Annotated in this window: 13 protein-coding genes; 7 read left to right on the forward strand and 6 right to left on the reverse strand. The window is 66.5% G+C overall.

Annotation, left to right across the window (positions count from 1 at the left end; translation table 11 throughout):
* The first annotated feature begins 267 nt into the window (after positions 1–267).
* Entirely contained in the window at positions 268–1,560 is a 1,293-nt protein-coding gene (locus tag HMPREF3114_RS10590) for an adenylosuccinate synthase (RefSeq protein ID WP_005418326.1), read from the forward strand.
* A 132-nt stretch (positions 1,561–1,692) separates the two neighbouring features.
* Entirely contained in the window at positions 1,693–2,361 is a 669-nt protein-coding gene (locus HMPREF3114_RS10595) for a hypothetical protein (RefSeq protein WP_053498909.1), read from the forward strand.
* Here the strand turns inward: HMPREF3114_RS10595 and HMPREF3114_RS10600 are convergent.
* Positions 2,291–2,971: a M23 family metallopeptidase gene (locus HMPREF3114_RS10600; protein ID WP_053498908.1), complete on the reverse strand. Its 681-nt coding sequence runs from the start codon at positions 2,969–2,971 to the stop codon at positions 2,291–2,293. The two genes, HMPREF3114_RS10595 and HMPREF3114_RS10600, sit on opposite strands and share 71 nt — an antisense overlap.
* A gap of 4 nt (positions 2,972–2,975) precedes the next feature.
* Positions 2,976–3,938: a L,D-transpeptidase family protein gene (locus HMPREF3114_RS10605; RefSeq protein ID WP_053498906.1), complete on the reverse strand. Its 963-nt coding sequence runs from the start codon at positions 3,936–3,938 to the stop codon at positions 2,976–2,978.
* Between the two features lie 233 nt (positions 3,939–4,171).
* Here HMPREF3114_RS10605 and HMPREF3114_RS10610 point away from each other — a divergent pair, with 233 nt between their 5' ends.
* On the forward strand, positions 4,172–6,298 hold the full coding sequence (locus HMPREF3114_RS10610) for a methyl-accepting chemotaxis protein (protein ID WP_053498905.1): 2,127 nt from the start codon (positions 4,172–4,174) through the stop codon (positions 6,296–6,298).
* 88 nt (positions 6,299–6,386) lie between these two features.
* On the opposite strand, the gene HMPREF3114_RS10615 is transcribed toward HMPREF3114_RS10610, so the two are convergent.
* The gene (locus HMPREF3114_RS10615; RefSeq protein WP_032954416.1) at positions 6,387–6,677 is read right to left on the reverse strand and encodes a hypothetical protein; all 291 of its coding nucleotides are present in this window, start codon (positions 6,675–6,677) and stop codon (positions 6,387–6,389) included.
* Between the two features lie 14 nt (positions 6,678–6,691).
* Positions 6,692–7,204: a hypothetical protein gene (locus HMPREF3114_RS10620; RefSeq protein WP_229766030.1), complete on the reverse strand. Its 513-nt coding sequence runs from the start codon at positions 7,202–7,204 to the stop codon at positions 6,692–6,694.
* Between the two features lie 167 nt (positions 7,205–7,371).
* Between HMPREF3114_RS10620 and HMPREF3114_RS10625 the strand changes: the two genes are divergently transcribed.
* A complete protein-coding gene (locus HMPREF3114_RS10625) occupies positions 7,372–8,112 on the forward strand; it encodes an alpha/beta fold hydrolase (RefSeq protein ID WP_053498902.1) in 741 nt (246 codons plus the stop codon).
* 9 nt (positions 8,113–8,121) lie between these two features.
* Here HMPREF3114_RS10625 and HMPREF3114_RS10630 read toward each other — a convergent pair whose 3' ends face one another.
* The gene (locus HMPREF3114_RS10630) at positions 8,122–8,598 is read right to left on the reverse strand and encodes a hypothetical protein (RefSeq protein ID WP_053498901.1); all 477 of its coding nucleotides are present in this window, start codon (positions 8,596–8,598) and stop codon (positions 8,122–8,124) included.
* Between the two features lie 22 nt (positions 8,599–8,620).
* Entirely contained in the window at positions 8,621–10,702 is a 2,082-nt protein-coding gene (locus tag HMPREF3114_RS10635) for a catalase (RefSeq protein WP_070489738.1), read from the reverse strand.
* Positions 10,703–10,812: 110 nt separating this feature from the next.
* On the opposite strand from HMPREF3114_RS10635, the gene HMPREF3114_RS10640 reads away from it, so the two are divergent.
* The 3 genes from HMPREF3114_RS10640 (at position 10,813) to HMPREF3114_RS10650 (ending at position 13,536) form a co-directional block, all read left to right on the forward strand.
* Positions 10,813–11,535 carry a helix-turn-helix transcriptional regulator gene (locus HMPREF3114_RS10640; RefSeq protein WP_005418296.1) on the forward strand — a complete coding sequence of 241 codons (723 nt, stop codon included), beginning with the start codon at positions 10,813–10,815 and terminating at the stop codon, positions 11,533–11,535.
* A gap of 82 nt (positions 11,536–11,617) precedes the next feature.
* Entirely contained in the window at positions 11,618–12,985 is a 1,368-nt protein-coding gene (locus HMPREF3114_RS10645; RefSeq protein WP_053500677.1) for an amino acid permease, read from the forward strand.
* A gap of 140 nt (positions 12,986–13,125) precedes the next feature.
* A complete protein-coding gene (locus HMPREF3114_RS10650; protein WP_005418291.1) occupies positions 13,126–13,536 on the forward strand; it encodes a VOC family protein in 411 nt (136 codons plus the stop codon).
* The last annotated feature ends 21 nt before the right edge of the window (positions 13,537–13,557 follow it).

Here is a 13,557-nt window from a genome sequence, read left to right on the forward strand (position 1 = left end):
CAGATCCCTTTCCGCAGGAAAGGGATCTGACCCCATTTCGGTCCCCTGACCGGTGGGTGAAGCCGTCCGTCGGAAAGGTGGCAGCGGACCCCGGAAACCCGGATAATGCACAAAAGCCGGACGGGCCTCCCCGTTCGGCTTTTTCCGTGTCTGGGCCTTCCATCGCCGGCCGCTCCCCGTCTGGAGCCGCCCTCCAGGTGCTGGCCAGCCCCGCCACGGTTTACCCGTCCGCGGCCCCGATGGCCGCAACAAATCGAGGAGCCCGTCATGGGTCAGTCTGTCGTAGTGTTGGGTGCCCAGTGGGGCGATGAAGGCAAGGGCAAGATCGTCGATCTGCTCACTGAGGAAATCGGCGCCGTCGTGCGCTTCCAGGGTGGCCACAATGCCGGCCACACCCTGGTCATCAACGGCAAGAAGACCGTCCTGCACCTGATCCCGTCGGGCATCCTGCGTGACGACGCGCTGTGCCTGATCGGCAACGGCGTGGTGATCTCGCCGGCCGCGCTGCAGAAGGAAATCGCCGAGCTGGAAGCCTCCGGCGTGGAAGTACGTTCGCGCCTGAAGATCTCCCCGGCCGCGCCGCTGATCATGCCGTACCACATCGCCCTGGACCAGGCGCGCGAACGCGCTGCCGGTGGCAAGGCGATCGGCACCACCGGCCGTGGCATCGGCCCGGCCTACGAAGACAAGGTGGCGCGTCGCGGCATCCGCATCGCCGACCTGCATTACCCGAAGCAGCTGGAAGAACTGCTGCGCACCGCGCTGGATTACCACAACTTCGTGCTGACCAAGTATCTGAACACCGATGCGGTCGACTTCCAGAAGACCTTCGACGAGGCGCTGGCCTTCGGCGAGTACGTGCAGCCGATGAAGTCCGACGTGGCCGGCATCCTGCACGACCTGCGCAAGCAGGGTAAGCGCGTGCTGTTTGAAGGCGCGCAGGGTGCGCTGCTGGACATCGACCACGGTACCTACCCGTATGTCACCAGCTCCAACACCACCGTCGGTGGTGCGCTGGCCGGTTCCGGCGTCGGCGCCGATTCGATCGACTACGTGCTGGGCATCGCCAAGGCCTACGCCACCCGCGTCGGCGGCGGCCCGTTCCCGACCGAACTGGACGACGAAGTCGGCCAGGGCATCCGTGACCGTGGCGCCGAGTATGGCGCATCGACCGGCCGCCCGCGTCGCTGCGGCTGGATGGACATCGTCGCGCTGAAGCGCGCCGTGGCCATCAACGGCATCAGCGGCCTGTGCATCACCAAGCTGGACGTGCTCGATGGCATGGAAAAGCTGAAGGTCTGCATCGCCTACGAATACAACGGCAAGCGCACCGAATATGCTCCGCTGGATGCGCAGGGCTGGGAAGAGTGCACCCCGGTGTACCTGGAGTTCCCGGGCTGGAGCGAGAACACCCACGGCATCACCCAGTGGGACGAGCTGCCGCCGGCGGCACGCGCCTACCTGCGTTCGCTGGAAGAACTGGCCGGCTGCCCGATCAGCATCGTTTCCACTGGCCCGGACCGCGACCACACCATGGTCCTGCAGGATCCGTTTGCCTGAGTGAGAGACCGGTAGCGCTGGGTCATGCCTGGTGTTGCTGAAGGAAAAGCCCCGCGCAAGCGGGGCTTTTTCGTTTTCGGTACTGTGGCGGCACAGTCGGCAGGGCAACGCAGCGATGACGGAGACTTCGGCATGAAGGGCGAGACGGTCGCACGGGTGACTCTGTGGCTGCTGTGGAGCCTGTGGACGCTGGCCTGCATCGTGCTGGTGCTGGGCGCGCTCGCCAATTACCTGGCTTCGCGCACGCAGACCCTGCCGCTGGTGCTGCAGCCGGGCGCGACCGCCGAGATCACGGTGTACCGCTTCATCGACGACCCGCTGCGACTGCGTCTGCGTTATGCGGATGACGGCGCCGATCCGGCGGTCGATCCCGAGCTGCGCCTGCGCGCGGAAACCCCAACCGATCGCACCGAGTTCCGTGCGGACAGCCGCTCGGCGGTGACCGATCCGGAGATCCACCGCGCACTGGAATCGGTCGAGCGAGACCGGTTCGCCGCCTCGTACTTCGGCTACGGCCGCAGTGACGCACTGCGGCGAGGCCGTTCCTCGCTGCGGCTGACCGTGCTGGAGGTCGATCCGGCGTTGGCCGGCCGTGCGGCCTCGGTGGACCTGCTGCCGCCGATGGACGTGCTGAAGCTGACCGACCTCGACTACCTTTGGCTGTGGCCGTTCTTCTTCTGGAAATTGGCGGCGCTGTTGCTGATGATTCCAGGAGCTGCGTTGGCCGTCTTTACTGTGGCATTGCGACGCTGGCAGCGCCGGGCATCATCGCTGCCGACTTCAGCAGCGGATAGGGATTGATCGACTCTCCCTTCCACCACTGCTTCTCCGGCCCCAGCACATGCACCTCGAAATGCAGGTGTGGGGTCTCGGCGCTGGCGTTGCCCGTGCTGCCGACGTAGCCGATCACCTCGCCGCGCTTGATCACCTGCTTCTCGGCCAGGCCATCGGCGTAGCGCTGCAGGTGCGCGTAGTAGTAGCACCAATGCCCGCTGGGCTCGAACTGGTAGATCGTCAGGCCACCGCGCTCGCTGTCGAACAGTTTCTCCACCGTGCCATCGGCCACCGCCAGCACCGGCGTACCTGCATCGGCCAAGATGTCGATGGCATCGTGTACGCGGCCCTCGCTGCGTGCATCGCTGAAGGTATCGCGCAGCTGCGAGGGCAGGATGCCCTGCACCGGCAGCAGCAAGCCGGACGGTGCATCGGCAGCCTGGGTGGCCGGCGGCGCGGTGGAGGCGGGTGGGGCTGTTGCGCCTGGCGCTACCGGTTCCGTCACCGGCGCGGCGGCCACCGTCGATGGCGCTTCCGGCAGCGCGTCGGTCATCGGCTCAGCCATATCGCGGTGCAGCCACCAACCTGCACCCAATCCCAGCAGAACACCCAGCACGATCAGTTGCGAAAGACGCATCGACTCACTCCTGCATCACGACAGGCACCGAGGTGTCCACTGCGTCGGCCACGCGCAGTGCATCCCAATTGGTCATGCGTACGCAGCCATGCGACTCGGTCTTGCCCACGTGGCCGGGTTCAGGCGTGCCATGCAAGCCGTAATGCGGCTTGGACAGATCGATCCAGACCCGGCCGACCGGATTGTTCGGGCCGGGCGGCAGCGTGGCTTTCTTTTCCCCCTTGCGGGCATCCCAGAACAGCTTGGGGTTGTAGTGGAACGGCGGGTCGCGGTACACGCCCAGGATTTTCCATTCGCCGATCGGCAACGGGTCGTGCTGGCTGCCGGATGACACCGGCACCTGCGCGATCAGCTTGCCCTGCGCGTCCAGTAGCTGCAGCGTGGAGTCGGATTTGTCGACCACGATCCTGGCGGCCTTCGGCAATGCGGCCGGGGCGATGTTGGGGACCTGGATGCGGCTGCCAGCCCTGGTCAGATCCACGCCGGGATTGAGCATCTTCATCAGCTCTGGGGACGCGTGGAAGCGCTCGCCCAGGGCTTCTTCCACACTGCTGTAGCCCAGCGATTTCAGCTTGGCCTGGGCGGCGGGTCCTTTCGGTATCGGCTGGAACGGGCCGGCGACATCCTCAGCAGTCAGCGTGTAGCTGACCAGCGGCGTGATCGTATCGGCCTGCAGAGCCTTCCAGGTGGCGTCGTCCAGCTCACCCGTTACGGTCAGGCCGTGTGCCGTCTGGAAGCCTGACACCGCCCGCCGCTGGTTGCTGCCTACCTCACCATCAATCTGGCCCGGAGAGAAGTTCGCACGATCCAGCAGCACCTGGGCATGCAGTGCGGAGCGCACTGCGGTGTCCGGGCCAGCCTTCTCGGCAATGGGGGCGGGCAGGTTGGGCGGCGGCGCCTGCGCGAAGGCCGGCGACGCCAGCAGCGAGATTGCGAGCAGGGTGGATCGAGACACAGATGAGCGCATTGGGATCTCCAGCAGGTACGCCGCCACCTTGCCCGCAGGCGGCGCCGAGCCGCCGTGAAAGGGATCTGATGCCCGCATGAGCAGGCATGTCATTGCGGCCGGTTGCCAGCGGCAGGTGTCGCTGGGACGGGGGCTCACCAAGGTGAACGGTGGCCGACGCCGTCGATGGGCGGCGATCAAGATTGCCTGCCGTGCCGCCGATAAGGCCACATCCCCCCGTTTTGGATACCCCCATGAACTACTTGAGGAACGTCAGGGTTGCCTGGCGTCTTGGGCTGGGCTTTGGCCTGTTGCTGCTGCTGGTTGCCGCCGTAGTGGCCACCGGCGCCACCGCCAGCGTCGTGCAGAAGCGCGCGATGCAGCAGGTGGTCGACGTCAGCGTGGCCAAGGTGCGCCTGTTGTCGCAGATGCTCGACGCCAACAACCAGATGATGGTGGTGCGGCGCGAGATGCTGATCCGCCAGGGCGAAGACCGCGGCAGCGATGAGAAGCGCATTGCCGATCTGGTCAAGCGCTACGAGGCCAGCTGGACCGCCTACCAGGCACTGCCAGGCGATGCGGAGGGCAAGGCCATCGCGGAAACCATCGCGGCCAAGCGTGCCATCGCGCGCCCGCTCAACAAGCAGACCAGCGAACTGATGGAGCAGGGCGACTACCCGGGCGCCGTGGCGCTGACCCTGGGTCCGGTGCAGGAAGCCGCCAACGGCTGGAACAAGGCGCTGTCCGATGGCGTGGACTTCGAGGAGAAGGAAAGCCGTGAGGCTGCCGCCGAGGCGATCCGCCTGGGCGAGCGCAGCCTGCTGCAGCTGCTGGTGCTGGGCGGCGTCGCGCTGCTGGTGGGCATCGGTGCCTCGGTGATGATCGGCCGCAGCCTGACCGGTCCGCTGGCGCGCGCGGTGAACCTGGCCGAGCGCCTGTCCAAGGGACAGCTGGACCAGGAGTTCCGCCTCGGTGGCCGCGACGAGCTGACCCAGCTGGGCGAGGCGATGGCCAGCGTGCGCCAGAGTGTGCAGGCGGCGATCGGCGCGCAGTTGCAGATGGCCGAGCAGCACGAGGCCGGTGCAATCCGCTATCGCATGGACGCCAGTGCGTTCCCCGGTGATTTCGGCCGCATGGTGCAGGCCACCAACAGCCTGGTGGAGTCGCACGTGCAGGTGGAACTGCTGATGGCCGAGGTGATGCAGCGTTACGCCATGGGTGACCTCAGCCGCGACCTGCCGGACTACCCGGGCGAGAAGGGCACGCTGACCCGCACCCTGGCGGCGGTGAAGCAGAGCCTGATGGCGATCAACGCGCAGATCGATGAACTGGCCCGCGCCGCACGCGCCGGCGATTTCAGCATGCGTGGCGATGCCGCTGCGTTCCAGTACCAGTTCCAGACGATGGTCGAGCACCTCAACGGCATGATGGCCAGTTCGCAGGCCAGCATCGCCGATGTTTCCGACGTGCTGCGCGCGATCTCGCATGGCGACCTGACCGCACGCATGGAGGGCGAGTACGACGGCGTGTTTGCGCGCATGCGCGACGATGCCAACACCACCACCGCGCAGCTGACCGGCATTGTCCGCGGCATCCAGGTGGCTGCCGACAGCATCAACAACGCGGCCCAGGAACTGGCCGCCGGCAACAACGACCTGTCGCGCCGCACCGAGCAGCAGGCCGCGAATCTGGAAGAAGCGGCCGCGTCGATGGAGGAGCTGACCTCCACCGTACGCCAGAACGCCGAACTGGCGCGTCAGGCCGACAGCGAAGCGCATGCCGCCGGTGCCGCCGTGCGCGAGACCGAGCAGGCGATGGCACAGATGGCATCGGTGATGGGCGAAATCGATCAGTCCTCGGCGCGCATCTCGGAAATCTCCACGGTGATCGACGGCATCGCGTTCCAGACCAACATCCTGGCGCTGAATGCCGCAGTGGAAGCTGCGCGTGCAGGCGAGCAGGGCCGTGGCTTTGCCGTGGTCGCCAGCGAAGTGCGCACGCTCGCACAGCGTGCCGGTGTCGCCGCCAAGGAGATCAAGGAACTGATCGAGGATGCCGCTTCCAAGGTGAAGAGTGGCCTGGCGGTGACCGTTGAATCGGAAGCCGCGATCGCACGCGTGGCGCAGGCCAGTTCGCGCACCACCCAGCTGATGAGCGACATCGCAGCGGCCAGCAAGGAGCAGGCCGCCGGCATCGAGCAGGTCAACCAGGTGGTGGTGCAGATGGACCAGGTGACCCAGCAGAACGCCGCGCTTGTGGAAGAAGCCACTGCCGCGAGCCGCGCGCTGGAAGAACAGGCGCATGCACTGACCACGTCAGTGGCGGTATTCCAGCTGGAGCAGGGGCCGCGCATGCCGGTCATGCCGGCGCGGGCGGCGTAAGCGACCTGTAACTGGATACTGGATGGCGCCCTGCCTGCGATGTCCCGCATGCAGGGCGTCGATGCACCCACCGGAACGATGCCGCGGGCTAGCGCCCGCGGGCTGAGCGTTCGATCAGCCAGCCGGCTGCGTACAGCAACAGCAGTGTTGGCGGAACCAGCACTGCATATGCGGTCGACCAGGGCTTGCCACGCAGCAGGCCCCCTGCGCCGATGGCATCGAGTGCGGCAGACTGCAGGGTGATGGGGAGCGCCATCAGGATATAGGTACCCTTCGGGTCCCCCTCCGACTGCGCGCCGTGAACCAGCCATGCGGTCAACAGCAGGTAGACCACGCAAAGCGCAAGACCGGTCCAGCTCAGGAGTCGCCGCATCTTCATCCGCATGCCCCGGTTCAACGGACGTCGAAGCGGGCCTGCAGCGGCAGGCTCACCTTCCGCAGCAGATCCCGGACCACCACCTGCGCAGTCCACGTGCCTTTCGGATCACCGGCCTCGGCGACGAACTTCAGGTGCAGGTTGGTCATGTACAGCAGGTTTGGCGGGCCGGTCAGGGCGGCGGTGAAACAGGGAACATCGCGTTCGTCGATACTGGTACTGCCGTCCGGGCGCAGCATGCGCAGATCGCAGTGCACCTTGGGTACGCGGTTCTCGTCCAGTTGCGGGTTGGAGAGGAATGTCAGCAGGAACAACTCACCGCCCAGGTGGACTTCGTTGGCCTCGTTGAAGCCGGGAGTGGTCTCCGGCGGGGTCTCCCACTTGGCCCGCCAGTCGGCATCGGAAGTGACCAGCAGCGATGCCGCGAAGCCGCCGCTGGATTTTATGGCATCGGTCTCCGTCAACGCCTTGCCATCCCCATTTATCCAACCATCGCTGGCGGAGCTGTTCAGTGGCAGCATCATGGCCATCATGGCCAGCGCGCAGGTCCATCGCATCAACGGCTCTCCCGGGTAGCCGCGTCCCGCGGCAGAGCGGGTAGTATTGCCCAACATTGGCCGGCAAAGCAGCAGGACAGCCGGAGCAGGGGTTCCGTTGCCTGCCGATGTGGGTGATGCTTGCCAGCAAAGGAGGTGGCATGGGAATCGGGACCGAGGAAACGCCGATCTGTTTCCCTGCATCGGCCGCGCCGCAGCACGTGCTGATGCTGCCCGGTCTGGATGGCTCCAGCAGGCTGTCGCCCCCGTTCCTGTCGGCACTCCAGGCTTACGGTCTGACAACGCAGGCGATCACGCTGCCCGCGCAGGGACCGCAGGATCACGCCACGCTTGCCCAACGGCTGTGGTCGCAGTTGCCCAGTCGTCCCTTCATCCTGCTCGCCGAGTCTTTCTCGGGCCCGTTGGCTGTTGAACTGGCCACGCGCCATCCCACCGGGCTGCGCGGACTGGTGCTTGCAGCGACCTTTGCGCGTCGGCCGGTGCCACTGCCGGCGGCCAGCGCAGCCCTGCTGTCGCCGGCCTGGCCGCTGCCTCCCGTGGCATTGCTGGCGCGCCTGTTGCTGGGGCCGTGGTACACCCGCGGGCACACGTCGATGCTGCGCGATGCGTTGGCCAGGACTCCGACGAGCACGTTGCGGCAACGCGCCGCAGCGACCCTGCGGGTCGACGTGCGTGCATTGCTGCCAGCAATCCAGGTGCCGACGCTGTGCCTGCACGCGTGCCACGACCGCCTGCTGTGGCCGCCCAGCGTGGCCGAGCTGCAGGCCCTGTTGCCCGATGCCCGCCATGTGTCGTTGGAGGGGCCACATCTGCTGCTGCAGGCGCGTGCCGACGCAGCTGCAGCCGAAGTGGCCGCGTGGATGAGGACGTTGCCGCGTTGAACGATGCGCTCAGCTGCGGGCGCGGGTACGTGCCGCTTTCCTGGCCGCCACCTTGCGCACGGTCTTCTTCGCCGCACGGGTCTTGGCCGCCTTCTTCGCTGCAGCACTGCGCGAGGCGGCTGTACCGGCCTTCTTGACCGCTGCCTTCTTTGCGGCCTTCTTGGTGGCGGTCTTACGAGCCGGTGCCTTCTTTGCCGCCGCCTTCTTCGCAGGCGCCTTCTTCGCGGCCGTCGCCTTGGTCGTGGCCTTCTTTGCGGCTGACTTCCTGGCAGGCGCCTTGCTGGCCGCCTTCTTGCTCGCCGCCTTCTTCGTACCCTTGCGTGCGCTTCCGCTACGTTTGCCGCCACCGTCCTGCTTGTTCACGGTGGCCCAGGCGATGCGCTCGGCAGTCCCTTCACTTGCGCCGCGCTCGCGCTCGCTGTCCTCGATGTGCTCGGCCTGGCGCTTCTGTTTCTCGGTATATGCGGATTTGTCACCACGGGGCATGACGGATCTCCTGTCGTAGTAGTCAGGCCAGCAGGCGCAGCTTCGGTTCACGCGCCCATTGGCGGGTGGCGGCCGCCGCCAGGAAGGCCTTGGCGTCTTCCGCTTCGACGATGCCGGCATCGTTGCCGACCCGCGCCGCCTTCAGCAGCGTCTGGCCGCCTGCGTCGCTGGCGATGGCCTTCAGGTGCGCCCACGCCTGGCTGACGAATTCGACGGCTGCACTCTCTTTCGACAAGGCCTTCGCGGCTTCCGGGCTGAGCACCACGGCCACCGCATCGAACACAGCCGATGGCGTGCCCGCCAGTTGCCCATCCGCCGCCTGCATCGCCCCATCGCTCAGCGTGGCGCCGCCTACTTTGGGCGCGACCAGCTTCACGTCTGCACCCGCCTTCCGGGCCGCTTTGCTCAGGCTGGCCATCACGCGCGCGTCGGAGCCCTCATCAAACAGGATGCCGATGCTGCGCCCTTGCAGGGTGGGCTTGTTGCGCCCGATCACGCGCACCTCGGGAGCGGCAGGCATGTCCTGCACCGGCGTGGCGGTCGGCGCGGGGTCGGGCAGTGCAGGCAACGCGAGCCCATCAGCTACGCGCTGCGCCAGTGATTCGTCGATGTTGCGCAGGTGGCTGACGGTACGCACCCGCACCTTGAGTGTTTCCACCTTGGACAATTCGAACACGAGTGCCGATGCCAGATGCGCCTGTTCCGGCTTCTCAAGGCTACGGAAGAACATGCGTGCCTGGCTGTAGTGGTCGGCGAAGCTCTCCGCGCGGGTGCGGCCCTTGCGGCCATCGTCGGCGCTGGCGTGGCTGCGGAAACCTGCGGGCGTCTCGCGCGGCGAGTCCTCCTGCAGCGAGCTGGGATCATAGGCGACGCGGCCCTTGGGCACCTGCATCTGCATGTGGCCGTCGCGCTGGTGATTGGCGAACGGACACTTCGGGGCATTCACCGGGATCTGGTGGAAGTTCGGGCCGCCAAGCCGCAGCAGCTGGGTGTCCAGGTAGGAGAACAGGCGGCCCTGCAGCAGCGGATCGTTGCTGAAATCGATGCCCGGCGGCACGTTGGCCGGGCAGAACGCCACCTGTTCGGTCTCGGCGAAGAAGTTGTCGGGCCAGCGGTCCAGCACCATGCGCCCGATCACCTGCAGCGGTACCAGCGATTCAGGGATGATCTTGGTCGGATCCAGGTGATCGAACGGAAATGCCTCGGCGTCCTCTTCCGTGAACAGCTGTACCGCCAGTTCCCACTCGGGGAAATCACCGCGCTGGATGGCCTCGAACAGGTCGCGGCGATGGAAGTCATTGTCAGCCGATTGCAGCTTCAACGCTTCGTCCCAGACTGTTGACTGGATGCCCAGCCTGGGTCGCCAGTGGAATTTGACGAAGGTCGACTCGCCCGCCTCGTCCAGCAGGCGGAAGCTGTGCACACCGAAGCCCTCGATCATCCGCAGTGAACGCGGGATGGCGCGGTCGCTCATCGCCCACATGATCATGTGCATCGACTCGGGCATCAGCGAAATGAAGTCCCAGAAGGTGTCATGGGCCGAGGCGGCCTGCGGGAACGCACGGTCTGGTTCCATCTTCACCGCATGCACCAGGTCCGGGAATTTCATGGCGTCCTGGATGAAGAAGACCGGGATGTTGTTGCCGACCAGATCCCAGTTGCCCTCCTTGGTATAGAACTTGACCGCGAAGCCGCGGACGTCGCGCGGAGTGTCCACCGACCCTGCGCCACCGGCCACGGTCGAGAAGCGGGTGAACACGGGCGTCTTCACGCCTACCTCGGTCAGGATGCGCGCCCGGGTGTGGGCGGCCAGAGACCGGGTCAACTCGAAGTAGCCATGTGCCGCGCTGCCACGTGCGTGCACGATGCGCTCGGGAATGCGTTCGTGATCGAAGTGGGTGATCTTCTCGCGAAGGATGAAGTCTTCCAGCAGCGTGGGCCCTCGAGTTCCCTGCCGCAGGGAGTTCTGGTTGTCTGCCACCGGGATGCCCTGATCGGTGGTCATCGCCGGGTGGCTGCCGCCGGCGCGCGGGTGCAGTTCATCGCCATTGCTGCGGTGGTGGTTTTCGGTTGCGCGCTTGCCGGTCGGCTTGCTGGCGGCCATGGGGGGCTCCGGATCATCAAGGGAACCACGACACTGGAACCGAGCCCGTTAAACCCAGGTCCGGCAAAGGTGAACGTACGGGCAAAAGCAGGCTCGGGTATGCTTGCCCCATGCGAGTCGAGCCTGCCGACATCGAAGCCCTGTTCGACGCCATCCCGGACGTGCTGTTCTTCATCAAGGACCGCCAGGGGCGGTACACCCACGTCAACCAGACCATGCTGCGACGGCTGGGCCTGCGCGCGCGCAAGGACGTGATCGGGCGCACGGCGGCCGAGATCTACCCGACCGGCCTCAGCGCGGACTATGTCGACCAGGACGCCCGCGTGCTGTCCGGCGAGGTGATCGAGAACCTGATGGAGCTGCACCTGTTCGCCAACCGCGAACCGGGCTGGTGCCTGACCTGCAAGCGACCGCTGCTAGTCGATGGCGCCATCGAGGGCCTGATCGGCATTTCCCGCGACCTGGGCCAGAAGGACAGCCTGGGCGCCCAGTACGAGCAGCTGCGGCTGGCCCTGGCCCACCTCAACGCGCACTACGCCGAGAACGTGCGCATGCAGACCCTGCTGGACATCACCGGCTTCTCGCTGTCCAAGCTGGAACGCAGTTTCCGCAAGGTGTTCCAGATGACCCCGCAGCAGGTGCTGACCCGGCTGCGGATCCAGATGGCCATGCACCTGTTGCATGGCGACGACAGCATTGCCTGCATCGGGCAGGCCTGCGGTTTCAGCGACCAGAGTGCCTTCACCCGCAAGTTCAAGGCTGAAACCGGTTTCTCGCCGCGCGCCTATCGCGCCCGTATCGGCGGCAACGTCGGCGAGCCCGCACTGGCCTGAGCCGCCTGCTGCGCTGTGCCTATCCCCGTGGGCACGGGACAGGGTAAGGTGTCGCCCCTGTAGCCCGCCGCCAGCCCCGCCGATGCCCAACTCGATTCCGACCGCTTCGCCGTCCCGCCTCGGACATTCGCTCAAGCCCCGCCAGCTGATCATGATGGGCCTGGGCAGCGCCATCGGCGCCGGCCTGTTCCTCGGCTCGGGCGTGGGTGTGCAGGCGGCCGGCCCGGCGGTTCTGGTCTCGTATCTGGTCGCCGGCGCGCTGGTGATCATCGTGATGAACGCACTGGGCGAGATGGCGGCGGCCAAACCGACCAGCGGCGCGTTCTCGGTGTACGCCGCCGATGCCATGGGCGCCACCGCTGGCGCCACGGTCGGCTGGTTGTGGTGGGTGCAGCTGGTGATCGTGATCGCCGCCGAGGCGGTGGGTGCGGCCGGGTTGCTTGCCACGGTCTGGCCGGTGGTGCCGGTGCCGATGGCTGCGTTGGCCTTCATGCTGTTCTTCACTGCGATCAACCTGCTCGGGGTGAAGAACTTCGGCGAGTTCGAATTCTGGTTCGCCATCCTGAAAGTGGCGGCGATCCTGGCTTTCATTGCCATCGGCGTGGCACTGCTGATGGGCTGGCTGCCGCAGGTCACCTCACCAGGCCTGAGCAACTTCACCGAACACGGTGGTTTCGCACCGAAGGGCCTGGCCGGGATCGGTGCGGCGCTGCTGGTTGTCGTTTTTGCCTTCGGTGGCACCGAAATCGTTGCCGTTGCGGCGGCCGAAACCGAAGATCCCGAACGCAGCATCGCCCGTGCCATCCGTACCGTGGCCTGGCGCATCCTGGTGTTCTACATCGGCTCGCTGAGCGTGATCATCGCCGTGGTGCCCTGGACCAGCGAAGCACTGAAGTCGCCCTTTGCCGCCGTGCTGGACATCGCGCGCATTCCGGGCGCCGGCACTGCGATCACCCTGATCGCGGTGATCGCGCTGCTGTCGGCACTCAATGCCAACCTCTACGGCGCCTCGCGCATGATGTATTCGCTGGCGCAGCGCCGCGAAGCGCCGGCCGTGCTGGGCTGGACCGATCCGCGGCAGGTGCCGGTCATCGCCGTGCTGGCCAGCGTGCTGTTCGGCTTTGCGGCCACGGTGATGGAGCTGCTGTTCCCGGACCGGGTGCTGCCGGTGCTGCTGAACATCGTCGGTTCCACCTGCCTGCTGGTGTGGACGCTGTCGCTGGTTTCGCAGCTGGTACTGCGCCGCCGCGCCGATCGCCTGGGTACTCGCCTGCCGTTCCGCATGGCCGGTTTCCCGTGGCTGACCTGCTGCGCGCTGGCGATCCTGGCGTTGATCTTCGGCCTGCTGCTGAGTGAGTCGCACACCCGCCTGCAGTTCCTGTCGATGGTGGCGTTGACCGCCACGATTGCCGCCGGCAGCGCCATCGCACGGCGCATGCGCCAGGCGTGATTCTGTAGTGCCGACCCTACGGTCGGCTGCTGTTCGCGCGGCCGCCAGCCGAGCATGGGCTCGGCTCTACAGCCGGCATACATCCGCCGTGCCATCCTGATCGCGTGGGCCGCCAGCGGCCCGTCGACCAGGAGTACCGCATGCTGCGCAGCCGTCCCTTCCTGATGTTCACCGGCCAGGCCGAGGCCGCCCTGGCCCTGTACGCCGAAGCCTTCGCCGATTTCCGCCTGCTGGCCCTGCAACGCCACCCCGAGGGGGCCGGCGCCGGCGTGCCCGGCCAGGTCCGCCAGGCGATCTTCCTGCTCGGTGGCACGCATTACCTGTGCTTTGACAGCCTGGACGTGCACGATTTCACCTTCTCGCCGTCGATCTCGTTGTTCGTCGAGTGTTCCGGTGCCGAGCAGTTCGAACGTGCGGCACGTGTGCTGGGCGAGGGCGGCCATTGGCTGATGCCGGTGGGTGATTACGACTTCAGCAATCGCTACGGCTGGGTGCAGGACCGCTTCGGGGTGTCGTGGCAGCTGAGCCTGGGGCAGATGCCGGACCCGTGACCGGGGAATTGTGGGTGTGGA

It is taken from the genome of Stenotrophomonas sp. HMSC10F07, assembly GCF_001807895.1.
Lineage (GTDB): Bacteria > Pseudomonadota > Gammaproteobacteria > Xanthomonadales > Xanthomonadaceae > Stenotrophomonas > Stenotrophomonas sepilia.

What these genes read in the sequence shown, in the direction of transcription:
- HMPREF3114_RS10635 (WP_070489738.1), bottom strand. Translation starts at nt 10,702, where the DNA reads ATGGCCGCCAGCAAGCCGACCGGCAAGCGCGCAACCGAAAACCACCAC.
- HMPREF3114_RS10630 (WP_053498901.1), bottom strand. Translation starts at nt 8,598, where the DNA reads ATGCCCCGTGGTGACAAATCCGCATATACCGAGAAACAGAAGCGCCAG.
- HMPREF3114_RS10600 (WP_053498908.1), bottom strand. Translation starts at nt 2,971, where the DNA reads ATGCGTCTTTCGCAACTGATCGTGCTGGGTGTTCTGCTGGGATTGGGT.
- HMPREF3114_RS10610 (WP_053498905.1), top strand. Translation starts at nt 4,172, where the DNA reads ATGAACTACTTGAGGAACGTCAGGGTTGCCTGGCGTCTTGGGCTGGGC.
- HMPREF3114_RS10590 (WP_005418326.1), top strand. Translation starts at nt 268, where the DNA reads ATGGGTCAGTCTGTCGTAGTGTTGGGTGCCCAGTGGGGCGATGAAGGC.
- HMPREF3114_RS10605 (WP_053498906.1), bottom strand. Translation starts at nt 3,938, where the DNA reads ATGCGCTCATCTGTGTCTCGATCCACCCTGCTCGCAATCTCGCTGCTG.
- HMPREF3114_RS10615 (WP_032954416.1), bottom strand. Translation starts at nt 6,677, where the DNA reads ATGAAGATGCGGCGACTCCTGAGCTGGACCGGTCTTGCGCTTTGCGTG.
- HMPREF3114_RS10595 (WP_053498909.1), top strand. Translation starts at nt 1,693, where the DNA reads ATGAAGGGCGAGACGGTCGCACGGGTGACTCTGTGGCTGCTGTGGAGC.
- HMPREF3114_RS10645 (WP_053500677.1), top strand. Translation starts at nt 11,618, where the DNA reads ATGCCCAACTCGATTCCGACCGCTTCGCCGTCCCGCCTCGGACATTCG.
- HMPREF3114_RS10620 (WP_229766030.1), bottom strand. Translation starts at nt 7,204, where the DNA reads ATGGCCATGATGCTGCCACTGAACAGCTCCGCCAGCGATGGTTGGATA.
- HMPREF3114_RS10640 (WP_005418296.1), top strand. Translation starts at nt 10,813, where the DNA reads ATGCGAGTCGAGCCTGCCGACATCGAAGCCCTGTTCGACGCCATCCCG.
- HMPREF3114_RS10650 (WP_005418291.1), top strand. Translation starts at nt 13,126, where the DNA reads ATGCTGCGCAGCCGTCCCTTCCTGATGTTCACCGGCCAGGCCGAGGCC.
- HMPREF3114_RS10625 (WP_053498902.1), top strand. Translation starts at nt 7,372, where the DNA reads ATGGGAATCGGGACCGAGGAAACGCCGATCTGTTTCCCTGCATCGGCC.